Annotated in this window: 16 protein-coding genes and 1 pseudogene; 2 read left to right on the plus strand and 15 right to left on the minus strand. The window is 61.1% G+C overall.

The window, feature by feature from the left end; translation table 11 throughout:
- Positions 1 to 64: 64 nt before the first annotated feature.
- From glf to ACWKY3_RS12825, 9 genes are all read right to left on the minus strand, one after another.
- Positions 65 to 1,186, minus strand: coding sequence for a UDP-galactopyranose mutase (gene glf, locus ACWKY3_RS12785; RefSeq protein WP_449316778.1), 1,122 nt, complete (start codon positions 1,184 to 1,186; stop codon positions 65 to 67).
- A 78-nt stretch (positions 1,187 to 1,264) separates the two neighbouring features.
- Positions 1,265 to 3,301, minus strand: a complete 2,037-nt coding sequence (locus ACWKY3_RS12790; RefSeq protein WP_449316779.1) for a DUF6541 family protein — start codon at positions 3,299 to 3,301, stop codon at positions 1,265 to 1,267.
- A 64-nt stretch (positions 3,302 to 3,365) separates the two neighbouring features.
- Positions 3,366 to 3,704 (minus strand): DUF2304 domain-containing protein, encoded by a 339-nt coding sequence (locus ACWKY3_RS12795; RefSeq protein ID WP_449316780.1) that lies wholly within the window; start codon positions 3,702 to 3,704, stop codon positions 3,366 to 3,368.
- Positions 3,705 to 3,708: 4 nt separating this feature from the next.
- On the minus strand, positions 3,709 to 4,389 hold the full coding sequence (locus ACWKY3_RS12800) for a glycosyltransferase family 2 protein (protein WP_449316781.1): 681 nt from the start codon (positions 4,387 to 4,389) through the stop codon (positions 3,709 to 3,711).
- A gap of 189 nt (positions 4,390 to 4,578) precedes the next feature.
- Positions 4,579 to 5,193 carry a dTDP-4-dehydrorhamnose 3,5-epimerase gene (rfbC, locus tag ACWKY3_RS12805; RefSeq protein ID WP_449316782.1) on the minus strand — a complete coding sequence of 205 codons (615 nt, stop codon included), beginning with the start codon at positions 5,191 to 5,193 and terminating at the stop codon, positions 4,579 to 4,581.
- Positions 5,194 to 5,206: 13 nt separating this feature from the next.
- Positions 5,207 to 6,211 (minus strand): dTDP-glucose 4,6-dehydratase, encoded by a 1,005-nt coding sequence (rfbB, locus tag ACWKY3_RS12810; RefSeq protein WP_449316783.1) that lies wholly within the window; start codon positions 6,209 to 6,211, stop codon positions 5,207 to 5,209.
- 2 nt (positions 6,212 to 6,213) lie between these two features.
- Entirely contained in the window at positions 6,214 to 7,125 is a 912-nt protein-coding gene (rfbD, locus tag ACWKY3_RS12815) for a dTDP-4-dehydrorhamnose reductase (protein ID WP_449316784.1), read from the minus strand.
- Positions 7,116 to 8,021 (minus strand): glucose-1-phosphate thymidylyltransferase RfbA, encoded by a 906-nt coding sequence (gene rfbA / locus ACWKY3_RS12820; protein ID WP_449316785.1) that lies wholly within the window; start codon positions 8,019 to 8,021, stop codon positions 7,116 to 7,118. The genes rfbD and rfbA overlap by 10 nt, the downstream gene beginning before the upstream one ends.
- Positions 8,022 to 8,111: 90 nt before the next feature.
- Positions 8,112 to 8,903, minus strand: coding sequence for a glycosyltransferase family 2 protein (locus ACWKY3_RS12825; RefSeq protein ID WP_449316786.1), 792 nt, complete (start codon positions 8,901 to 8,903; stop codon positions 8,112 to 8,114).
- Positions 8,904 to 9,127: 224 nt separating this feature from the next.
- On the opposite strand from ACWKY3_RS12825, the gene ACWKY3_RS12830 reads away from it, so the two are divergent.
- Positions 9,128 to 10,222 carry a lipopolysaccharide biosynthesis protein gene (locus ACWKY3_RS12830; RefSeq protein ID WP_449316787.1) on the plus strand — a complete coding sequence of 365 codons (1,095 nt, stop codon included), beginning with the start codon at positions 9,128 to 9,130 and terminating at the stop codon, positions 10,220 to 10,222.
- A gap of 105 nt (positions 10,223 to 10,327) precedes the next feature.
- Here the strand turns inward: ACWKY3_RS12830 and ACWKY3_RS12835 are convergent, their stop codons facing one another.
- Positions 10,328 to 13,792 (minus strand): N-acetylmuramoyl-L-alanine amidase, encoded by a 3,465-nt coding sequence (locus tag ACWKY3_RS12835; RefSeq protein WP_449316788.1) that lies wholly within the window; start codon positions 13,790 to 13,792, stop codon positions 10,328 to 10,330.
- A 324-nt stretch (positions 13,793 to 14,116) separates the two neighbouring features.
- On the opposite strand from ACWKY3_RS12835, the gene asnB reads away from it, so the two are divergent.
- Positions 14,117 to 16,081: an asparagine synthase (glutamine-hydrolyzing) gene (gene asnB, locus ACWKY3_RS12840; protein WP_449316789.1), complete on the plus strand. Its 1,965-nt coding sequence runs from the start codon at positions 14,117 to 14,119 to the stop codon at positions 16,079 to 16,081.
- A 37-nt stretch (positions 16,082 to 16,118) separates the two neighbouring features.
- Here the strand turns inward: asnB and ACWKY3_RS12845 are convergent, their stop codons facing one another.
- The 5 genes and pseudogenes from ACWKY3_RS12845 to ACWKY3_RS12865 all read right to left on the minus strand — a co-directional run.
- A complete protein-coding gene (locus tag ACWKY3_RS12845) occupies positions 16,119 to 16,982 on the minus strand; it encodes a hypothetical protein (RefSeq protein WP_449316790.1) in 864 nt (287 codons plus the stop codon).
- 19 nt (positions 16,983 to 17,001) lie between these two features.
- Positions 17,002 to 17,823, minus strand: coding sequence for a tRNA pseudouridine(38-40) synthase TruA (gene truA / locus ACWKY3_RS12850; RefSeq protein ID WP_449316791.1), 822 nt, complete (start codon positions 17,821 to 17,823; stop codon positions 17,002 to 17,004).
- A gap of 147 nt (positions 17,824 to 17,970) precedes the next feature.
- Positions 17,971 to 21,432, minus strand: coding sequence for a DNA polymerase III subunit alpha (gene dnaE, locus ACWKY3_RS12855; protein ID WP_449316792.1), 3,462 nt, complete (start codon positions 21,430 to 21,432; stop codon positions 17,971 to 17,973).
- A 298-nt stretch (positions 21,433 to 21,730) separates the two neighbouring features.
- The gene (gene atpC, locus ACWKY3_RS12860) at positions 21,731 to 22,141 is read right to left on the minus strand and encodes an ATP synthase F1 subunit epsilon (protein ID WP_449316793.1); all 411 of its coding nucleotides are present in this window, start codon (positions 22,139 to 22,141) and stop codon (positions 21,731 to 21,733) included.
- Position 22,142: 1 nt separating this feature from the next.
- A pseudogene (locus tag ACWKY3_RS12865) lies at positions 22,143 to 22,394 on the minus strand (F0F1 ATP synthase subunit beta); the annotation flags it as partial.

A 22,394-nucleotide genomic window follows, 5' to 3' on the forward strand; every position in this document is an offset into this window, starting at 1 on the left:
AGCCGTTTGGTGATGGGTGAACCAATCCCAACCCCCCCCCCCCTGGCCGCCGCCGGCATCCGCCCTACGCGCGCAGATCCACCCCCAGCTCGGCCTGCACCAGATCGAACGCGGCGTCGATGGCCTTGTCCATATCGTAGTACTTGTAGCCGCCCAAACGCCCGGCGAACACCACGTTGCCCTCTTGCTCGGCGAGCTTCGCGTACTCGGCGTACAGCGAGCCGTTGCGCTCGTCGTTGATGGGATAGTACGGCTCGTCCCCCGGCTCCCACGACGCCGGGTACTCGCGCGTGATGATGGAGACGGGCTGCGTGCCGAACTCGAAGTGCTTGTGCTCGATGATGCGCGTGTAGGGCACCTCACGCTCGGTGTAGTTCACCACCGCGTTGCCCTGCCAGTTCTCGCTCTCCACACGCTCGCTCTCGAAGCGCAAGCTACGATACTCGAGTGCCCCCAGCCGGTAGTCGAAGTACTCGTCGATGGGGCCGCAGTAGACCACGCGGTCCGCAATGCCCGCATGCTCGGCGATGAAATCGCGGTACTCCGTGTCCAGCAGCACCTCCGTATCGCCCAGCATGCGCTCCACCATGGCCGTGTAGCCGCCCATCGGAATGCCCTGCCAGCGATCGTTGAAGTAGTTGTTGTCGTAGACGAAGCGCACGGGCAGCCGCTTGATGATGGAAGCCGGCAGATCGGCGCAGTCGCGGCCCCACTGCTTCTCGGTGTAGCCCTTCACCAGCTTCTCGTACACGTCGCGGCCCACAAGCGACAGCGCCTGCTCCTCAAGGTTCTTCGGCTCGTCCACCGCGCAGGCGGCCTTCTGCTCCTCGATGATGGCGCGCGCCTCGTCCGGCGTGCGGATGCCCCACATCTTCGAGAACGTGTTCATGTTGAACGGCATGTTGTACAGCTCGTCTTTGTACACCGCCACCGGCGAGTTCACATAGTTGTTGAACTCGGCGAAACGGTTCACGTACTCCCACACCGGACGCAGCGAGGTATGGAAGATGTGCGCGCCGTACACGTGTACGTTGATGCCGTCCGTCTCCTCCGTGTGGATGTTGCCGGCAATGTGGTTGCGACGATCGATGACCAGGCAGGTTTTGCCCACCTTCCTCGCCTCGTGCGCGAACACGGCCGACGTGATGCCGGCGCCGACGATCAGGTAGTCGTAATGGGATTCCATGAACCGTCCTTTCAGTTGCTTAAAAGCTTCACTAGCATACCAGAGAAGCACAGGGGTGCGTGCGCGGTACTTTGCTTGCTAGGCGATTATTTTGTACAAACGCATATCCCCTTCGGAGAGCACCGCTTCCAAACCAGGAGTGCTGTCGCTGATCCCGCAAAAGCCTTTCCAGAAACCGCGATCGTAGGAAGCCAAGTAACGCCTCTCTTCTCGGTAACCGTCAACATCCAGAACCAACACATACTCGGCACCGAGGTCATGCACCGCCTGACGTACTCTGTCATTATCGGCAATATCGTCGATATCTGTGCGTATGGTCTTGCTTTCCTGCGTCTCGCGCGCAAGCTTATCCCAGAAGCTTCGGTAGTACACGTTCAGGCCGTTCGTCGCATAAGCAAACACACTCCCATCATGAGGTTGGTTCAGGATAAGAGCCCCCTCGGGAACAACCTCCTCGACCTCGTTGAGAAACTCGACTTCGTCATGGTCGAGAACATTTACCTCCGCCTCACTGTAAGCACGTATTGCATCGGCCTCAAAACTACCGAACGCAGTATCAACATCAAACAAGCCGGGCAGTGAATAACTCGGATAGTAGTTCAATACCGCAAAGGTCATCATTCCTGCAACCAATGGGGCCGCGCCAATCCGAAGATCGCGATTCCTCTCCCTTCCCGCATTCACCACAAGCACCATTGTTTTGATCAGAGCATGAAACCCTAAACACGCTAAAGGGATAGCGCAAATAACCGCCGTTGCCGCCACACGATACGGGTCCGTGTACCAAAACCCTGTAAAGAAATGTTTCCAAAAGCCCTCGGTGCCTGCATCGAATACGTACAGGACGCTCGCCGCAACAAACGAAATCGTCATCCACAGATACGACCGATTCTTGAAAGAGTATGCCGCACCGCACACAACAAGAAAGCCAAGCGCAAGTTGAGACTGAGGCATCACGTAGGCGAAAACAACGGAATTGACCAGCGCCTGACGAACCGATGTCAGCGCTTCCCACGTAAACGAAACCGTCACCTGCATGAAAGGCGCGTAGTACAGCGCCGTCCACACTGCAACAATCCCCAACGCGCACACCACTGCGGCAACCGCCTTCTTAGCACGCGCAGACACCGCTCCGCCTGGCAAACGCCACCCTTCTTCATACGCACGAAACACGCAGTACGGCGCGAGAAACACAACAGCAGTAAACACAGCATTCGGCTGCGTCAAAGCCAGGCCGCACACACCCCACAAAAACGGAAACGCTAACGCACGCCGCCGTCCTCCCGTGCAACCTTTTTCCCAAAATGTCACGAACAGGGCCATGACCGCAGGCAAGGAGGCAAGCGATGCCAGATTCGGAAACAAGGGACCGAACAAAATCAGTCGCCACGGAAACGCCGCAAACGCCACCGACACAATAACTCCGGCATAAATGGCAGAACTCTTTCGACCGAACAGACATCCAATAAGGCCATACACACCCGCAGGAAACACCACAGAAGAAAAGGCGAAATTCACAGCACTTTCCGTCAATGCTGCAGAAACGCCCAACGTATCGCTTACCATAGCGCACAGGCCATGCCACGCAGCCGGGTAAAACGAGGAGGCGCTTTCCAGCGGAGAAATATCCGTGTATACGCTGGGATACAATGAGGAATAGTCGCCCGTCTGCACAAACGTTTCAATAAGGTTCAAGTGCCATGCGTTGTCGTACTCTTGCACAAAGGTCTCGGTGCCGTCTAGGCTGCGAACGTAAAACACCAGACCCACTGCAACCGAAAAACCGATGTACAGAACAAGCGTCCTCCATCGCAAACTCGGAAACGCCTTTGCCGCCTCTTCGCATGACGCAATGCCGCGCCTGCGCAAAAGCTCCTTCACCGCGCAAACAACAAGTCCAAGGATAATCGAGCATCCAAGCAACGAGAAGAGAGAAGACGGTATGCCGATCGCCGACAACACGATGGCGAGAACTCCGTACGAGGCGAGGGACAGCGCAGGTGCCGCGATCATGCTTGCAATCCGCGAAAACCCTGCGGAGCGCATGATCAAAAATCCGGGGACAAGCAACAAAACGACAGCAAGCACCACTGCTTGGAAAAATTCAGGCCACACTTGTCAAAACCTTTCCCTGTTGCACCCACAACCCGCTCGAAGCGCCTTTGAACGATTGGTCGGGCTAATTTTTCTGCTCTTTCTCGCTCAAGGCCATTTCCTGAATGAGGGAATTCAGGCGCAGTCTCATGCGTGCCACTTTGACCGTCATGCTGAACTCGCGCATGATCAGAACAGCAATCGCATACAGGAATACGAAGTTCGAAGGCGCCTCAAATCCGAGCAAACCAGAAAACCAGTAAGCGATCTGAGGAAAAGCGGCCAAAAGAACAAAACTGCCGGAAAAAAGGAACCAGAAAACCGTGTCTATAGTCTGTATCTCGGCCCTCTTGAGCTTTCGCAGGATCAACGCAAGGACAGCTAATGCCCCTGCAAGAAGAAAGACGCGCAGAGCTACATTCATGTCATCACCTAAACCATTGCACGAATAGAATGGAAATGCAAGTGCGCAGCATGTACGATATCGATTTCGTGAAACTTAGGTAGCTCTCTCCCGCCGTACGGTCACGCATGGACACCTGCACTTCGGAAACCTTTGCGCCTTGACGGATGAGGTACGCAACCGTATCCGGCTCGGGTCCGAAATCAGATTCTCGAGCAAACCTCTCAATCATACCTTTTCCATACAGGCGCATGCCAGACGTCGGATCCGACAGCTTCCTGCCCGTCGTCAATCTCACCATGAACTGGATAAGGGCAGAGCCGGTCATACGAGCCGACAGATGCTTCTTTTCCGTCAGAAACCGCGAGCCTATTACGATATCAGCTCCCGTGGAAACCATATTCTCCACCATGGGGGCTATATACGAAGGATCATGCTGCCCGTCCGCATCAAACTGGATGGCGCAATCGTAACCCCTCCTCAGAGCATACTTCATTCCCGTCTGAAAACCTGCCGTCAAACCCAGGTTCACGGGAAGATCTATCATATTGAAGCCATGCTCCGCACACACTGCACGCGTGGAATCCGACGACCCATCGTTTACTACGACATAGTCGATGCCGGGAGCGCGAGCAATCAACTCGTCAACAGTGGCGACAATGCTCTCCTCTTCATTATATGCAGGTATAATGGCTAGTGTTCTCACGAACCCGTCCCTCGGTTCTCGACATTTCGCTTGTCCGACCTCCAGCGCAAGAACCTCTCATTGCGCGGAAACCCAATTGGCAAAGAAACAGCACCGCTCTCCGCCACCGGTACGCAAGCATAACGCATCTGGGAAGAAAAGAGAACCTTGGGCGCCGCACTTTCGCAATGACTGAACATGGGAACCTTTCTAAAACGCGCATCCCGAGGACGCTTTTGCCAGGTCAGACAACCTCGGGTGCCCCTTGTCCTTCTCGCTCAAGACGACCTTCGTCGGATCGAACGCCGCGTCCCCCGAAAGAGGGGGCCACTCGATGCCGACGTCCGGATCGTCCCAAGCCAGGCCGCCCTCGTCGTTGGGATGGTACACGTCGTCGCACTTGTAGCAGAACTCCGCCCCGTCGGAAAGCACGAGGAAGCCGTGCGCGAAGCCCCGCGGCACGAACAGCTGCCTACCGTTGTCCGCCGAGAGCACCGCCCCCTCCCACTTCCCGTAGGTAGGGCTGCCCGGACGCAGATCCACGCACACGTCGAAGACCTCCCCCCTCACCACGCGCACGAGCTTGGCCTGAGGGTGCGCGACCTGGAAGTGCAGGCCCCGCAGTACGCCCCTCGAGGAGAAGGACTGGTTGTCCTGTACGAACTCGCACGCGATGCCGCCCGCCTCGAAGTCAGGGCGCTTATAGGTCTCCATGAAGCACCCGCGCACGTCTCCGTGGCGCTGCACGTCAACCACAACCACTCCCTCGATGGAGGTTTGAGTAAACGCGAAGCTGCCCGAGACCACCCTTTCTCCTCCCGCCATGCCCACTCCTCCCCTACATCCCCTGCTCGGCGTAGCGCGCCTCGGCGGCGTCCTTGGCCGCCGACCACCACGCCTCGTTGGCCCGGTACCACTCGACGGTCCGGGCCAGCCCCTCGGAGAAGTCGGTGCGCTCGGGGCGCCAGCCCAGCTCCCGGCGTATCTTGGAGGCGTCGATGGCGTAGCGGCGGTCGTGGCCCGGGCGGTCGCGCACCCGGTCGAAGTCGTCCCCCGGCCGGCCCATGACCTCGAGGATCGCGCGCAGGACCTCGAGGTTGCTCCTCTCCCCGTCGGCGCCCACGAGGTAGGTCTCCCCCGCCCTCCCGCGCTCGAGGACGGCCCACACCGCGCTCGAGTGGTCGTCGACGTGGATCCAGTCGCGCACGTTCGCCCCGTCGCCGTAGAGCCTGGGGCGCCCGCCCCGCAGGATGCTGGTGATCTGGCGCGGGATGAACTTCTCGACGTGCTGGCGGGGACCGTAGTTGTTCGAGCAGTTGGAGATGGTGGCCCGCACCCCGTAGGTGCGGTGCCAGGCGCGCACGAGCATGTCCGAGGCCGCCTTGGTGGAGCTGTAGGGGCTGCTCGGGCGGTAGGGCGTCTCCTCGGTGAAGCGCGCCGGGTCGTCGAGCGCGAGGTCCCCGTAGACCTCGTCGGTCGAGACGTGGTGGAGCCTCGCGCCGTGCTCCCTGCACGCCTCGAGCAGGCGGTAGGTGCCCTCGACGTTGGTCCTGAGGAAGGGTTCCGGGTCCGCGATGGAGTTGTCGTTGTGGGACTCGGCCGCGAAGTGGACGACGGCGTCGTGGCCTGGGACCACCTCCGACAGGAGCGCCGCGTCGCAGACGTCGCCCACCACGAGCTCGACGCCGGGCACGCCCTCGACGTTGGCGGGGTTCCCCGCGTAGGTGAGCTTGTCGAGCACCGTCATGCGCACGCCCGGGCGGTGCTCGGCCGTCCAGCGCACGAAGTTGCTGCCGATGAAGCCGCAGCCCCCTGTGACTACGATGTTTCTTATATCGGGCATGGTCAGTCTCCCAACTTCTCGAGGTTTCCGACGTAGGTGGCTAGGGCGTCGCGCCACGGGCGCATCTTGCCACCAAGCACCTCCTCCAAGCGGCCCGCGTCCAAAGCGGAAAAAGCAGGACGCCTGGCGCTTTCCGGGAAACGCTCCCTGTACTGGTCGCTCGTGAGCGGCTCCCTCTCGCAAGCGACACCCGCCAGGTCCACTACAGCGCAAGCGAAGTCAAACCAGCTGCACACACCGTCGTTGACGCAGTGATAGGTTCCGTAGGCCTCCGTGAGCGCGAGGCGCAAGATCGCGCAGGCCAGATCGTTGGCGGAGGTGGGGCTGCCGTATTGGTCGGCCACCACGGACACCACCCCGTGCTCGCGCGCGAGGCGCAGCACGGTCTTGACGAAGTTCCTCCCCACGTACCCGTACAGCCACGCCGTGCGCACCACGAACGTCCGCTCGCAGGCATCGCGAGCCAAGAGTTCTCCCGCCCATTTCGACCTTCCGTACGCCGACACCGGGCACGCAGGATCGTCCTCGCGGCGCGGACGGGGATCGTCGCCGGAGAATACGTAGTCGGTGGACACGTGCACAAGCTTGCCACCGCCCGCTTGGACGGCGACCGCCAGGTTCCGCGCCCCGAGAGAGTTCACCCTCAGGGCCCTCGCCTCGTCGGCCTCACATCCGTCCACGTTCGTGGCGGCCGCACAGTTCACCACCACGTCGTAGGGACCGTGCTCGGAGAACCAAGCGCGTACGGCACACTCGTCCGACACGTCGAGCACGTCGAAGTCTACGAAGTCTGCGCAGACACCGCGATACTCCTCCGGGACGGAACCGACCTCCGCCCCCATGGCCTCCAAACAGCGCCTCAACTCGGTTCCGAGTTGCCCTCTCGCGCCAGTGACCAGAACCCTCATCGCCATCCGCGCTCCTCTCCCGGCGCTATCCTGCCCTCCGCGACCTTCCTCAGATGCCGACCGTAAGCCGACTTGCCATAGCGCTCAGTCGCCTCGACGAGGGCCTCGAGGCCAATCCAACCGTTGCGAAAGGCGATCTCCTCCAAGACCGACACCGAAAGCCCCTGGCTGCGCTCGACGGCGCGCACGAACTCGGATGCCTCGAACAAACTCTCCGTGGTCCCCGTGTCGAGCCATGCGTAGCCGAGGCCAAGCGTGACGACGCTGAGCGAGCCATCCTCGAGATACATTCGGTTAAGATCGGTGATCTCCAGCTCGCCGCGCGCGCTGGGCACAACCCGCTTGGCAAGCTCGCACACGCGCGAGTCGTAGAAGTACAGGCCCGTCACCGCATAGTTGCTCTTGGGACGCTCAGGCTTCTCCTCTATGGACACGGCGTTGAAATGCTCGTCGAACTCGACCACGCCAAAGCGCTCGGGATCGTCCACGTGGTAGCCAAACACGGTGGCGCCGCCCCCCTCGGCCCGCTCGACAGCAGCGCGCAGGTGACGTGAAAGACCGTTGCCGTAGAAGATGTTGTCGCCGAGCACGAGCGCACAGGCCTCGCCGGCGATGAACTCCTCCCCGATAAGGAACGCCTGGGCGAGTCCGTCCGGCGAGGGCTGCTCCGCATAGGACAGCGACACCCCGAACTGCGACCCGTCACCGAGCAGCCGCTCGAAATTGGGGAGGTCGGCGGGCGTGCTAACGACAAGGACGTCGCGTATGCCCGCCATCATGAGGACCGACAGCGGGTAGTAGATCATGGGCTTGTCGTAGACCGGCAGCAGCTGCTTGCTGGTCACAGTGGTGAGCGGGTAGAGTCGGGTGCCGCTGCCCCCCGCGAGGATGATGCCTTTCATTACGCAGGTCTCCTTCGACCATCCGTCTGCACAATTCAACGCAGATTACATTATTGCACAGTCAAAAGCCACTTACCCAAATCCGAGAACCTATCCATTACTCCTCTGACTAGAGAAGTATGCCTTTCCCAGCATACGGGCAACAGGACGCGGCCAGAACTTTTCAAACATGAACAGATCTTCTTCCGTCCGCGTGTTGTCCTTGATCAACGCCGTGGTCTCCGACCCTTCATGGATGCGGTGATACATGAGCACCAAAGGATCATACAGAAACGAGCCTTGCAACCTGGATACGCGTTCCCAAGCCTCCCAATCCAAATTGCTCTTCAGCCCCTCGCGAAACAGCGGCATGGGAATATTGGGCACCACCATGGTGACTGACGGACAGCATATGGCCGACCCCATTGAGAGAATGCGACGACGCACGAAACGGGAAGAACGGAACAGCGAACCCTCCAACGGCTTCAGCATGGCGCGCTTCACCCTGAGTAACTCGTTTTCTTCAACTCGACCCTCTCCCCGCACTTCCCCATAATTGGTGAAATACAAGAGAGGAACATCGGCGGAATTCACCATCTTCAGCATGCGTGAGGAGTACTCCGGACCGTACACGTCATCTTGATGCGCTATGGTCACAAGCGCGCTCTCTGCGCGAGACATCGCAAAATTCCAATCTGATGCAATGCCGGGTTCTTTGTCATTGACGTACAACTCGACGCCAAAGCGGCTGCAGACATTCTCTATGTGGGCATTCGGCGTAGCAGTTGCCACAATAATGCGAGATTTCGAAACTTGATTTGCAAGGGATTCCAAACACTGGAAGAGATAAGGGCTTTCTTTATACGCACACACGGCAAACGTATGGTCGGAAGAAACGTACATGAAGAAGCGCCGAGCCTTTCTAACGTGTTGAAATGGTACGGTCGATTGTAGCAAGATAGCCTTCATCGTATAATCGACGCATGCCAAACTCCAGAACAGAACCTCTATCCCTGAGAAAAAACACGATCTGGAACGCTTTCGGATGTTTTTTCTATTTAGGGTGTCAATGGCTTACAACCGTTTTAGTCGTAGTCCTGTCGGATGGATACGCAAATTCAGGAGCCTTGGCATTCGGCATGTCAACGGGCATTATCTTCGCCTCGATTGCGCTATACAAAATTCGCACGTTTCAGGTGTCTGACCTGGACAACGAATACTCAGGGCAAAACTATATCGCATTTCGCATCATCACCATCGTTTCCGCAGCCGTATTTTGCCTGATGTATCTCACTCTTGCGACAAACGACTCAACATATCTTTCCGCGTCCCTTCTCTACTTGCTATTCAAAGCGGATGAGTGCTTCTCCGATGTGCTCTATGGCATAGAGCAGCGAAACGAGCGCATGGATTATATCGGGAAATCGCAAATCATCCGAGGTATTGTATCACTCGGCGGTTTTTCGATTCCCCTCGCTCTGACAGGGAACCTACATATGGCCCTTGTGTGCATGACGGTATGCTGCATGTTGGTAACGCTTTTATACGACCTCGGGCATGCGCACCTGTTCGGTCCTGTACGACCTCACATCGCCCTACCCAAAGCATATTCCCTTGCACGTGCATGCTTCCTTGCCATGGTGGCAAGCCTCCTGGCAAATTCCATTGTGTCGGTTGTACGCCAGTATTTCGGCATTGCACACGGCGATGAAGCTCTCGGGATTTACGCGAGCGTCGCTACGCCAGCCGTTCTTGTCCAAGTTGCAGCAAATTACCTGTACAGCCCCATGGTCGGCGAGCTTTCCCGCTCATGGAAGCATGATCATGCTGCAACATTCAGAAAAAAATTTCTCAAGGTGCTGTCGCTCATCCTGCTTGTTGTAGGGACCCTGATTGCCGTACTCAGCCCTTTTGGCGGCGCCCTGCTGGAAATTGTTTACGGAGAAAGCATTGCCCCCCATACCTATCTTTTCCCCTTTGTCCTAATTGCCACAGGAGCAATTGGCGTACTCTTTTATGTGAACGATGTTTTGGTTATCCTGAGAAGAACGAGAGTCATGCTTATCTGCAATGCATTTGCGCTGGTTGCCTCCATTGCAAGCGCATACGCCCTCATCCCTCAGGTAGGCATGAACGGAATCAACTTCGCAATCATGCTAGCAGCCACTCTTGGATCGCTTGCAGGTTCTTTCGTAATCCTCAGATCATCGAACCACCGCTAAATCAGACAATATGCAGAAAAGCCAGCGCCCCCGCATACTCAGCGCAACAACGCAGAAAGCAGGCGAGGCCGACAAAGCGACAACGAAAAATCTGCCGTTAATCTATTAGTATTTAAGCAGCGTATTGATCATGCCCAGGATGTCTTGTCCATAATTCGTGCCCGGAACTGCCCATCGCCCGTTCAGATCCTCGAGATTAGGAGCGACGCCACGCGTCACATAGTCAAAACGAGGATCGACGCACGTATTTCGCAATGGCTCCGTCGATGCGTACGCCTTCAGGTGCTGGACCTGAGCGCGCAAACCGGTGCGCACGTCTTCGAATGTTGCACCACCAGCCGTCGATGACGTAGCCCCAATCCCTCCAAAGTTGCACTGGCTCGCCTTGACCGATCCACCGAACTGAAGCCAGCCTGTCTCCTTCATAGCCTGACAGAAGAGCACCTCAGCACGAACTCCCTCGGCGTTTGCCTCCTCGCACACCAGTTGGCAAAATGTCTCGATACTCGCAGCTCCTTTCAGAGAGTACGCCGAAGAAGGATATGTCTTGCCAACAGACTTGTAGTAAGCAACCATTTGAACCGCCGTCGCCTGGGACGCTCCCATGATGCGAGACGAAGATATCTTCTTCTCATGGAAGGCGTTCGCAGTCGAACCCGGAGCGGAGCCGCCTTTCTGCACTAAGACAACTTGGATGGCCTGCAAGGAGTACCCGTACCCTGCCGTACCGGCTGACGCTCCGTTCTTGGCCCACCCCAGCCAGCCGAACTCGGCTGAATGAACCCGGTAGTACACGTCGTAGCCGTTCGCCATGGCGCCGGTGAGCTTGATCTGAACGGCTTCTGTCTGACGGGCCTGCCCGGTCGTGCCCGCTACGGTCGGCCCCGTGCGCCACCCCTGCCAGCCGATATCTGCGCAGTGGGTACGGTACTGCACGGAACCGGGGGACGTTTGGTTGCGCAGCTCAATCTGCAGAGCCTCAACCGCAAGACCGCGCCCTGTCGTACCGGATGTAGCACCGTTGTAGGCGTGTCCCTGCCACCCGACATTGGCTACGTGCGAACGATACTTGACCAGCGCTTTGTAGCTGTGGTTTGCCGTCGATCCCGGAGCTGCCCCCCCACTTTTCACAAGCTTAACCTGAATGGCCTGCATCGAATAGCCATAGCCCTCAGTTCCTGCAGTCTCTCCATTCTTAGCCCACCCCAGCCAGCCGAACTCGGCTGAGTGAACCCGATAATACACGTCATATTGGTTGGCAACTTCCCCCGTCAGTTTGATTTGGATGGCTTCTGTTTGACGGACCTGCCCAGTCGTGCCTCCCACGGCCCCGTTCGATTTCCATCCTTGCCAGCCAATGTCAGAACAGTGGACGTTGTACTGGATGGAACCCGAGTACTGGGGCGTGGCCAACTGAATCTTGAGCGCTTCTATGGAAAGGTTACGGCCCGTCGTACCAGCGGTCGAACCCGCCGAAACGGCGTTCTGCCAGCCAACGTTAGCAACATGCGCCTGATAGGACACGGACGTCGTGGGCACTTTGTAGGGGGTAGCCGTGCTCCCAGGAGCCGCCACCCCTTTTGACACGATGGCGATTTCCACAGCCTCGGCATTGTAATTGAAGCCCGTGCTGCCCGCAGACGCACCGTTCTTGGCCCAACCGAGCCAACCGATGTTAGCAACATGCACACGATAGTACACGTCGTATTTCTGAGCCGCCGTGCCGGTCAACTTCATCTGCACAGCCTGGATGGACGTGCCTTTCCCCGTCGTACCAGACGTGGATCCGTTGCTCTGCCAACCCTGCCAGGCACTTCCCACGTACGAACGGTACTGAATCCCGCCCACCGAGGCCGCCGCATTAGTTAGTTTAGCGCTGAATGCTTCGAGGCCCTTGTTCTTGCCGGTCGTACCGATGACCTTGCGGTCGTACACCTCAGTGAGCCAACCGATGTCGGAGGTATGGCCCTTTGCCTCGACGAGCGACTGGGCCTTTGCCGCGTCCCTTGTCACCAAGCCGTACTTTTGCACGATTCCGGAAGCGTCGGCCTCCCCGAGTTGCTTGAGGAACGCGCCGTTCGACAACTTGGATGCGTCGCTTGCGTTGTCGATAAACGCATGCTCCACAATAATGCCCGGCATGCCGGCCTCACGGCTAGCCTCGATGATGGTGTAGTAATCCTGGATACTTCCATCGGGATAATAGTAAGGACCCGATCCGTTCACGCGCTCGGAATCGCGGAACTTCACTCCGCGATTCGCCAACCCTAGACTGGCCAACTTCGAGAGTATCTTGTTGCCCAAGTCGGATCCTTCGGTATGCGTGTAGTAGTTGTAGCTGCTGTCGTTTGGCGCCCACACCTCAGCGCCCGTTCCTCCGCCAGCATTGATGTGGATGCTCACAAACACATCGGCACACATGGCAACGGCCCGATCAACACGCTGTTGGAGACCCACGTACTCGTCGCCCGAGCGAGTCAGATACGGAGTCACACCTGTGTAGGTGCTCAATTTGTCATAGCAGGCACGCGCAATTGACAAAGTGAGGTTCTTCTCAGTCAAGCCGTACGCTGCCGCACCGCCGTCGTAGCCACCGTGTCCCGGATCTATAGCTACAATCAAGTAATCTTCGCGTGCATTGGTGGCTGCAGCCCACGCCTCCTGCGCTCCCAACAGGCTTCCAACGAGGGCATCAGCACCCTCCCTCTCGTCAGACTCCGCCCCTTCCTCGCCCGTGACACCATTCTCGAGCATCTCTTGATCGACTACCGAATCACCCTCTGAAAGATCCTGGGCACCCTCTTCGTCAGCGTTCGCGATTGCTTCTTCCACGCTTTCTGCAGCAACAAGGCTCCCGTCGTCTTGCACAGTGAACGCCGAAATGCCGCCGATTCCCCCTTCACCACTTGACCCTTTCAGGGCTTTGCCGACAGACCGGGTCACTACATCGAACGCGTATTGGGACTCGTCGTTGTTGGCTTCCGACAGATCTACCTGGTAAGCGACGCCTCCCACCTCGTAGCGAACCCACGAGAGCCGATAAGCCGCCGCATCACTCTCATCGTTGAATGCAACCGTGAAAAGCATCGCGTCGCCCGCAAGCTGGGAAGCGTCCACCGTCATGGATCGCCCGTCGCCAACACCCTCCAAACGCAGTTGAGCGCCATTGATCGCTGCCGCCTCGTCCGACAGCACGATGGCTATGTTCTGCTCCTGTCCAACGGAGACAACGGATTCGTCAATGTACACGAACCCGATGGCGTTTTCCACCGCAACCTGCACAACGTCTCCAAGCTGACCCGTCGCTTCGGGAAGACCGTTTTGACATTCGGCGTCCTCTCCCACCGCTTTCGATTCGGAATAGGTCGGAGAGGACGCCGAATCAGTTAAATCGGACTCTTGCGACACAGCTTCGTCGGCGTCGCCTGATTCGACCGTAGTTTTAGACGATGAGGAATCGGCATCCGAGGAAAACTCCTCGGGAGAGGCGGCGTGAGCCGGAATCCCGAACATTGTGCACGTTAGAACCACGCTTAGAAGCACAGCTGTTGCTTTGCCCTTCAATCGCATGCTCGCCACCTTCCCATTTGTCTTTTGCGCATACGCTCGAATGCGTGCCTGAAGACACACTGTTTCAAACATATGGTTTCACTATATTACACAAGGGCCTTTGTTCCAAAGCGGCAATTTCGTCAAGATACGAAAAGATCGGTTTTCACCCCCTGCTTTTCACGGTAGTCACATTTGGTGATTTCACGCGCTCTTCGAAATCTGCGGTCTTGGTCGAAACGCTTGGGGCGGGGCGCGCTTTCCTCTATCATGGGACGCGTTCCAACGAAAGCCCGCGCCGGCCCGCACGGCCGCAGCGGGCCCGACGGCGAGGAGACACCACCTATGTGCGGAATCTGCGGGTTCACCAAGGCGACCGAGGCCGACCTGCCCACCCTGCGGGCCATGTGCGACGTGATGGCGCATCGCGGACCCGACGGCGAGGGGCGCTACGTCGCCGACGGCGTGGCGCTTGGGCACCGACGGCTGTCGCTTATCGACCTTAAGGGCGGCAACCAGCCCATGGTGCGCGCCACGGCGGATCCCGGCGCGGCCGTCACCTCCCCCGCCGCCGAAGGCTCCAAGCCCGGCGCGTATTCCACGGGCAACTACGCCATCGTGTTCAACGGCGAGATCTACAACTACCGCGACCTGCGCGCGGAGCTTGCCGATGTGGGCTGGAAGTTCGAAACGCACTCCGACACCGAGGTGCTGCTCGTCGCCTACCTGGCCTGGGGGCCCGCCCTCCTGGAAAGGGTGCGCGGCATGTTCGCGTTCGCCATCTGGGACAAACCGAAGCAGGAGCTGTTCTGCGCGCGCGACTTCTTCGGCATCAAGCCGTTCTACTACACGGTGGCCGACACCGCAGACGGCCCGCAGTTCGTCTTCGCCTCCGAGATCAAATGCATCCTGGAGCATCCCGCGTACGAGCGCAAGCTCAACGAGGACGCGCTCGAGCAGTACCTGTGCTTCCAGTTCAGCGCCCTTGACGAGACGTTCTTCAAAGGCATCTTCAAGCTCCCGCCGGCGCACAGCCTGACCGTGCGCGCGGACGGCTCCCTCAAGGCGCACCGCTACTGGCGGCCCTCCTACGACTTCGACGAGAGCCGCAGCCGCGAGGACACCGTGGAGGCCATAGACGCCGCCATGCGCGAGAGCGTGCGCTACCACAACGTGGCCGACGTGGAGGTGGGATCGTTTCTGTCGAGCGGCATCGACTCCAGCTACATGGCGGCCTGCCTGGCCAAGGAGAACCCCTCCATCAAGACGTTCACCGTGGGCTTCTCCGAGTACGAAGGGGAGCGCGACGAGATCAGCTGGGCGCGCGAGCTGGCCGACGAGCTGGGCATAGACAACGACTCCAAGCACATCTCCGAGGAGGAGTACTGGGCGAGCCTGCCGCTTGTGCAGTGGCACATGGATGAACCCTCGGCCGACCCCAGCGCCGTGGCGCTGTACTTCGTGGACCAATTGGCCGCGCGCAAGGTGAAGGCGGTGCTGTCCGGCGAGGGCGCCGACGAGTTCTTCGGCGGCTACCGCATCTACCAGACGCCCTTCGCCAACCAGAAGCTGGCCTGGGCGCCGAAGGGCCTTCTGCGCACCGCGTCGAAGGCGGCCCGGACGCTGGGCGTGCGCGGCGCGAACTACCTGGAGCGCGCCTCGGAGACGCCTGAAGACTGGTACTACACCAACGCCAACGGCGTGGCGTTCAGCCCCGAGGAGCGCGAGCGGCTGCGCGCGGGCAAGCGCGGGGAGGCCGCGGGAAGGCCTCCTTTGCCGCAGGAGCTTGTCGCGCCCGCGTACGCCGAGGTGGCGGGCCTTGACGACACCACGCGCATGCAGTACGTCGATCTGTTCTTCTGGCTGGTGGGCGACATCCTGCTCAAAACGGACAAGATGTCGATGGCCCATTCGCTGGAAAGTCGCGTGCCGTTTTTGGACAAGCGCGTGTTCGAGGTGTCGGCCACCGTGCCCACCCGCCTCAAGGCCGACAACGAGCAGACGAAGCTCGCCCTGCGCGAGGCGGCCGAACGCGCCATCCCCAAGGACTGGGCGCAGAAGGAGAAGCTGGGCTTCCCCGTGCCCGTGGTGAGCTGGCTGCGGCAGGATCGCTACTACGATCAGGTGAAACGGGAGTTCGAAAGCCAGACGGCGGAGAGGTTCTTCAACACCGGCGAGCTGGTTCGCCTGCTTGACGAGCATCGCGCCGGAGCGGACCGCTCGCGCAAGATCTGGATCGTCTACATGTTCCTCATGTGGTACCGGATCTACTTCGAGGATCGCAAAAAGCCTGCGCCGCCGACGGCGTAGAGACGAGGAAAGGGGCCGTTGCGGCCCCTTTCCGCTATCAGACCAGCTTCGAGGCGTCAACGGACACAAGATGCCCGCGCTCGTCCTCGAACACGCACAGAGAGCCGTCGCGGCTCTCGTACAAAAGCTTGAAGCATGCGAACCGGGCGCGCGGGCTCGCCTCCCGCCCCTCCTCCGGGGACGCGGGAGCCTCGGCCTCGCACGCCGCCGCAGCGGACGCGGAAGGACCGTCCGCGCTCTCCGCTTCCGCCTTCTCGTCCGCGTCCTCGCCGCCGTCCGCAGCCTCGCCGTCGCTTGAAGGCTCCTCCCCGCATGCGCGCCCGGACCCGGACCCCTCTCCGGTCGAGGGCCCTTCTGCCCGCGGCGCGCCCCAGCCCTCCTCCTGCGCCGGCTCGTCCAACGATCCCAGCAGATCGTCCCAGCTTTCCTCGGAGCGGAACGCCTCTATCGTCTCGGCTTGGGCGGTTGGGCGGTCCTTTCTCTCCGAAGGCTCGGGCGCCGCAGGCGGCGCCTCGGCATCGGAAGGGGCCTCGGCGGCAGCCGGACCTTCGGCGGCATCGGCCTTTTCGGCCTTGGCGCTTCGCTTCAGCGCCGCCTCGGCCAAGCCTCCCTCCAGCACCTCCATGCCGGAGGGCATGACGCGGCGGGCGGACCCGCCGCCGTCGATGCCCAGCCTGTCGTAGAAGGCCAGGCTCTCCCGGGCGACTTGCTGAAGCTCCTGGGCAAGGGCCTCGCGCCGGCTTTCGTCCACATCGCCTTCGCGCAGAAGCGACCCTATCTCAAGCACGCGCTGCCACGACGAGATCCCCCGCTCCTCGCGCCTTGCGACTATCCGGCTCACCTTGCGCTCGACGCGCCGGTCCACCGCATCGCCCAGTATGTCCACCGCCTTTGTTCTCATCGGCGGCTATTCTACCAGATCAGTAGATGACGCGCCAAAACACCAACCCCTGGGCAGGGGCGTTCTCCCCCGCCACCCGGCGATCGCGCGCCTGGAGCACCTCGGCCACCCAGTCAGCGTCGCGCTGGCCGCGGCCCACCTCCACAAGCGTGCCCACGATAGTGCGCACCATCGAATGCAGAAAGGCGTTGCCCACCACCTTGACGGACAGGATGCTCTCGCCCATCACCGTCTCGGGATGAAACGAGATCTCCCGCACGTTGCGGTGCGTCGGCTTGCCTTCGGCGGATGCGGCCATGCAGAAGCTCTTGAAGTCATGCTCGCCCAGCAGATGGCGCGCGCCGGCCTCCATGGCCGACACGTCCAGCCCTCCGGGAACGAACCACGAGAAGTCCTTCATGAAGATGGGGGCCGTGCTGTCCACGCACAGATGATAGTGGTACTCGCGCGCCTGGGCGTCGAACCGTGCCGAGAAGCCGGGGCGCTTCGGCTCCACCTCGCGCACCGTGACGGCGTCGTGCGTGAGCGCGTTGAGCGAGCGCCGCAGGGAGGGCAGCGACCGTCCCCCCAGATCGGCGTCGTCCGCATCGAAGCTCACCACCTGGCCGAGCGCATGCACGCCGGCGTCGGTGCGTCCCGCGCACGTCGTCTCCACGTCGCGCCTGAACAACAGGCGCAGCGCCTCCTCCAAATTGCCCTGGACGGTCAGCTGGCCCGGCTGCCGGGCGAAGCCGGAGAACGGAGCCCCGTTGTAGGACAGCGTGAGCGCGAGCGTGAGGTCGCGCGGTTCGCGGGCCGCCGACGCGGCCGCGATGCTCTGTTGCGAAGTTTGCGTATTCATAAGCCGATATGATAGACGAACGAGATCCGGCCGCAAGGCCGAACCCCCGAAGCGCTGCCGAACCGTTGATTGGGGCGCCCTGACGCTATGCAGCGCCGGACACCCCGCAGCGCCAAGGCGCTCCGCCGCCTCGCGGGCGGCGCGGCCCTACGACGCCTTCCACACCTGGTATCCGAACAGCTCCTGCAGCTCGGACTTCATGATGGTGCTCGCCGAGTCCACGGTCACGGGCAGCTCCGCGCGGAACTTGTGGCCGTCGTTTTGCTGGACGAACAGCACCACGCCGTCGCGGCCCGGATAGGACTTCAGGATGCGGTTCAGGCGCAGCGACTTCGCCTGGTCGAAGTCGGCCATGGGCACGCGCAGCTCAAGGCGCACGGGACGGGCGTCCTCCTCGTTGAGCTCGATGGCCTCCATCTCGAACGCCATGATCTGGTTGCCGCGGTCGTTGTGTTCGAACTTGCCCTTCACCTTCACGATGGCGTCTTCTTGGATGGCCTCGGCGTTCTCGTCGTACTTGAAGCAGATGGCCTCGATGTGCCCCGTCGTGTCCTCGAGCGTGAACGTGGCCATCTTCGTGCCGCGCTTCGTGAGCTTGGTCACCACGTTGGACACCATGCCCACGAACGTGGCGGACTTGATCTCCTTCGTGCGCTCGGCCAAATCCCCTATCTGGTACTTCGTCATGCGCGCGATGTAGTTCTCGTACGGGCGCAGCGGGTGGTCCGAAACGTAGATCTTCATGATCTCCTTCTCGAACGCGAGCAGCTGCCGCTTGGGCCACTCCACCCCGTCCGGAGCCGGGACCTCCTCTTCGAAGCCCGAGTCAGGATCGTCGCCGAACAGGTCGAACATCGACACCTGCCCGCGCTCGCGGTCCTTCTGGCGCTTGGAGGCGCTCTCCAGAAGCGGCGTCTCCTCGATGAAGTGCATGAGCTGCTTGCGCGTGTAACCCGTCGAGTCGAACGCCCCGCCCTTGATGAGCGCTTCGAGCGTCTTGCGGTTGTAGCACCTCGTGTCCAAGCGGTTCACGAAGTCGTGCAGGGACGTGTAGGGGCCGTTCTTCTCGCGCTCCGCGATGATCTCGTCCGCAACGTTCTTGCCCACGCCGCGCACGCCCACCAGCCCGAAGCGCACACCCTCGTCCACCGGCGTGAACTCGGCGTTCGACGAGTTGATGTCGGGGGGCAGCACGGGCGTGCCGTTATGGTTGCAGCTGGCGATGTAGCGGATCAGGCGGTCGGTGTTGCCCATGTAGCTGGAGAGCACCGCCGCCATGAACTCGTTGGGGTAGTGCGCCTTCAGGTAGGCGGTGCGCATGACCAGGATGGCGTACGCCGCGGAGTGCGACTTGTTGAACGCGTACTTCGCGAACTTCTCCGCGTCCTCCCAGATCTGCTTGGCGATCTCAAGCGGATAGCCGTTCTCCACCGCGCCGGTGTTCCAATCCTCCTGCAGCGCGCGCATGACGTCGAGCTTCTTCTTGCCCATGGCCTTGCGCAGCTTGTCGGCCTTGCCGGCGGAAAAGCCGCTCATGGCCATGGAGATCTGCATGATCTGCTCCTGGTAGACCATGGTGCCGTACGTCTCCTCCAGGATGGGGCGCAGGCGCTCGTCGTAGTAGTGGATCTGCGTCTTGCCGCTGGCCACCTTCACGTAGTCGTCCACCATGCCGGACTCGAGCGGGCCCGGGCGGTTGAGCGCGATGGAGGCGACGATGTCGGAGAAGCGATGCGGTGGCAGCCGCGCGAACAGGCTCACGTACAGCGCGCCCTCCACCTGGAACAGGCCGTCCATGTTGCCGGAGCGCATGAGCGCGAACGCGCCCTCGTCGTCGATGGGTATCTCCTCGGGCACCACCGAGATGCCGTAGCGCTGCTCCACGTTGCGGCACGCCATGGTCAGCACGTCGAGCGTGCGAAGCCCAAGGAAGTCCATCTTGAGCAGGCCCAGGTCGGGCGTGTAGTGGCCGTCGTACTGGGTGATGATGCCGCCGCCTTTGGTGTCGCGCTTCATGGGCACGTGGTCGCTCATGGGGTCGCGGCAGATGATGGTGGCGCACGCGTGCACGCCCTCGCCGCGCACGTGGCCCTCGATGGACTTGGCGGCGTCGATGACGGCCTTCACGTCCTCCTCGGTGTCGTAGGCCTTCTTGAGGTCGGGGTTGGTGTCAAGCGCCTTGTCGATGGTGATGCCCAGCTCGTCGCCGATCATCTTGCAGATGCGGTCGCCGGTGCTGTAGGGGTAGTCCAGCACGCGCGCGGCGTCGCGCACGGCGTTTTTGGCCTGCAGGGTGCCGAACGTGATGACCTGGGACACGTGGTCCTCGCCGTACACGTCCTTGATGTGGTTGATCACCTCTTCGCGGCGGCCCTGCTCGAAGTCGACGTCGATATCGGGCATCTCCACGCGCTCGGGAGAGAGGAAGCGCTCGAACAGAAGACCGTTCGAAAGCGGATCGAGCGCGGTGATGCCCATGGCGTAGGCCACGATGGCGCCTGCGGCCGATCCGCGGCCCGGCCCCACGCCGATGCCCTGGCTGCGCGCCCACTCGATGTACTCCTGCACGATGAGGAAGTAGGCCGGGAAGCCCTGCTGGATGATGACGCTCATCTCGTAGTCGGCGCGCTCCTGGGCCTCGGCCGGCACAGGGGTGCCGTAGCGCTTCTCCAGGCCCTCCTGAACGCGCTTGCGGAACCAACTCTCCTCCGTCTCACCCTCGGGAAGGGGAAAGCGCGGCAGGATGGAGTCGCGCTCCAGCACGACGTTCACCTTTTCGGCCACCTCGACCGTGGTGTCGCACGCCTCGGGGAAGTCCTTGAGCGCTTCGCGCATCTCCTCCTCGGTCTTCATGTAGAACTGGTCGTTCTCGAAGCGCATGCGGTTGGCGTCGTTGATGGCCGCGCCCGTGCCGATGCACAACATGATGTCCTGGGCGCGCGCGTCCTCGCGCGTGAGGTAGTGGAAGTCGTTCGTGGCGATGGTTTTGAGGCCGGCCGCCCGCGCCACCTCGGTCAGCTGGTGGTTGAGCTGGGTCTGCGTGAAGCCGGCGTCGGTCATGATGCCCTGGTTCTGCAGCTCTATGTAGAAGTCGCCCGGGTCGAAGCAGCTCGCGAACTTGCGCGCCCATTCCACGGCGTCGTCGAACTGGCCGTTGTCCAGAAGCTTCGGGATGATGCCGGCGATGCAGGCGGACGACCCGATGATGCCCCGGCCGTACTTCTGCAGCATGCTGAAGGTGGTGCGCGGCTTGTAGTAGAAGTTGTCGACGTGCGACTCGCTCACCAGCTTCACCAGGTTGTGGTAGCCCTCGTTGGTCTTGGCCAGCAAAAGCAGGTGGTAGAGCTTCGGCTTGACGTCGGTGCGCAGATCCTCGTCGGTGGTGAAGTACACCTCGCAGCCGTAGATGGGCTTGACGCGCACGCCCGTCTCCTGCTCCACCGCGTCGCACGCGTCGGAGAGCTCCGGCACGCCGGACATGACGCCGTGATCGGTGATGGCCACGGCCGGCATGCCCAGCTCGGCGGCTCGGCGCACCATGTCCTTCACATGGGTGGCGCCGTCAAGCAGGGAGTACTCGGTGTGATTGTGCAGGTGAACGAATGCCATATCTTGTGCCTCGAATCCATCCGTGATGCGCGCGGTTGTGTCCAAGACATGATACCAGCATCCGCGGCCCGCCCCTATCGAACAAACTGTGTTTTAAAAAAGACAGCGAGCCGGAAAGGCGCCCGGCCCACCCCAGCCGGCGCTCCGGCCGTCGCGCCCTGCATGCTCGGAGCGCCCCCCAACGCCTTTCGACACGGAAAAGCCCCCGGCCCGAAAGGGTCGGGGGCTTGGTTGCGCCCTGAGGCGAGAAGCGAACCGCCCGCGTTGCCAAGCGGCCCGCAGCGCCGCCTTCTTGTCGCTACGCGGCCTGGACGGCCTTGAGACGCACCTCGCACCATGCCTTGTCGGCGCGCAAAGTCGTCCTGGCGATCTCCTCCTCGGCCATGCTCGCGAGGTCGGCCTCGATGCCCGCAAGCTCGTCGCGCACCGCGGCAGCGTCAACGTCGGACACCGGAAGCGCGCGGTCGGCGAGCACGATCACCTTGTCGCCTCCCACCTCCACGTAGCCGCCCTGCAGCACATAGCGCGCGACCTCCTTGGTGTCCGCCAAGGTCAGCCGGGCCATGCCGTCGGCAAGCACGGACACGAGCGGCGCATGGCCGCGCAGAAAGCCCATCTCGCCCTCGACGCCGGGCACGACGGCCATCTCCACCTCGGTGGATGCGAGCAAGGCCTCCGGCGTCACGATGTCGCACATGAATCCGGCCATGCTAGGCTTCCTTCTTCATCTCTTCGTACGCCGCGTACACGTCCTCGATGGAGCCTTTCAGGCGGAAGCACTGCTCGGGGATCTCGTCGCACTCGCCGTCCAGGATGGCGGCGAAGGAGCGGATGGTGTCCTCCAGCTTCACGTACTTGCCGGGAAGGCCGGTGAACTGCGTTGCCACATGGAAGCACTGGCCGAAGAACTGCTGCGCCTTGCGGGCGCGACTCACGGTCAGCTTCTGCTCCTCGGACAGCTC

It is taken from the genome of Rubneribacter sp. (assembly GCF_965361815.1).

What these genes read in the sequence shown, in the direction of transcription:
- rfbD (WP_449316784.1), bottom strand. Translation starts at nt 7,125, where the DNA reads ATGGCGATGAGGGTTCTGGTCACTGGCGCGAGAGGGCAACTCGGAACC.
- atpC (WP_449316793.1), bottom strand. Translation starts at nt 22,141, where the DNA reads ATGGCCGGATTCATGTGCGACATCGTGACGCCGGAGGCCTTGCTCGCA.
- truA (WP_449316791.1), bottom strand. Translation starts at nt 17,823, where the DNA reads ATGAATACGCAAACTTCGCAACAGAGCATCGCGGCCGCGTCGGCGGCC.
- glf (WP_449316778.1), bottom strand. Translation starts at nt 1,186, where the DNA reads ATGGAATCCCATTACGACTACCTGATCGTCGGCGCCGGCATCACGTCG.
- rfbA (WP_449316785.1), bottom strand. Translation starts at nt 8,021, where the DNA reads ATGAAAGGCATCATCCTCGCGGGGGGCAGCGGCACCCGACTCTACCCG.
- rfbB (WP_449316783.1), bottom strand. Translation starts at nt 6,211, where the DNA reads ATGCCCGATATAAGAAACATCGTAGTCACAGGGGGCTGCGGCTTCATC.
- ACWKY3_RS12795 (WP_449316780.1), bottom strand. Translation starts at nt 3,704, where the DNA reads ATGAATGTAGCTCTGCGCGTCTTTCTTCTTGCAGGGGCATTAGCTGTC.
- rfbC (WP_449316782.1), bottom strand. Translation starts at nt 5,193, where the DNA reads ATGGCGGGAGGAGAAAGGGTGGTCTCGGGCAGCTTCGCGTTTACTCAA.
- dnaE (WP_449316792.1), bottom strand. Translation starts at nt 21,432, where the DNA reads ATGGCATTCGTTCACCTGCACAATCACACCGAGTACTCCCTGCTTGAC.
- ACWKY3_RS12835 (WP_449316788.1), bottom strand. Translation starts at nt 13,792, where the DNA reads ATGCGATTGAAGGGCAAAGCAACAGCTGTGCTTCTAAGCGTGGTTCTA.
- ACWKY3_RS12845 (WP_449316790.1), bottom strand. Translation starts at nt 16,982, where the DNA reads ATGAGAACAAAGGCGGTGGACATACTGGGCGATGCGGTGGACCGGCGC.
- ACWKY3_RS12825 (WP_449316786.1), bottom strand. Translation starts at nt 8,903, where the DNA reads ATGTACGTTTCTTCCGACCATACGTTTGCCGTGTGTGCGTATAAAGAA.
- asnB (WP_449316789.1), top strand. Translation starts at nt 14,117, where the DNA reads ATGTGCGGAATCTGCGGGTTCACCAAGGCGACCGAGGCCGACCTGCCC.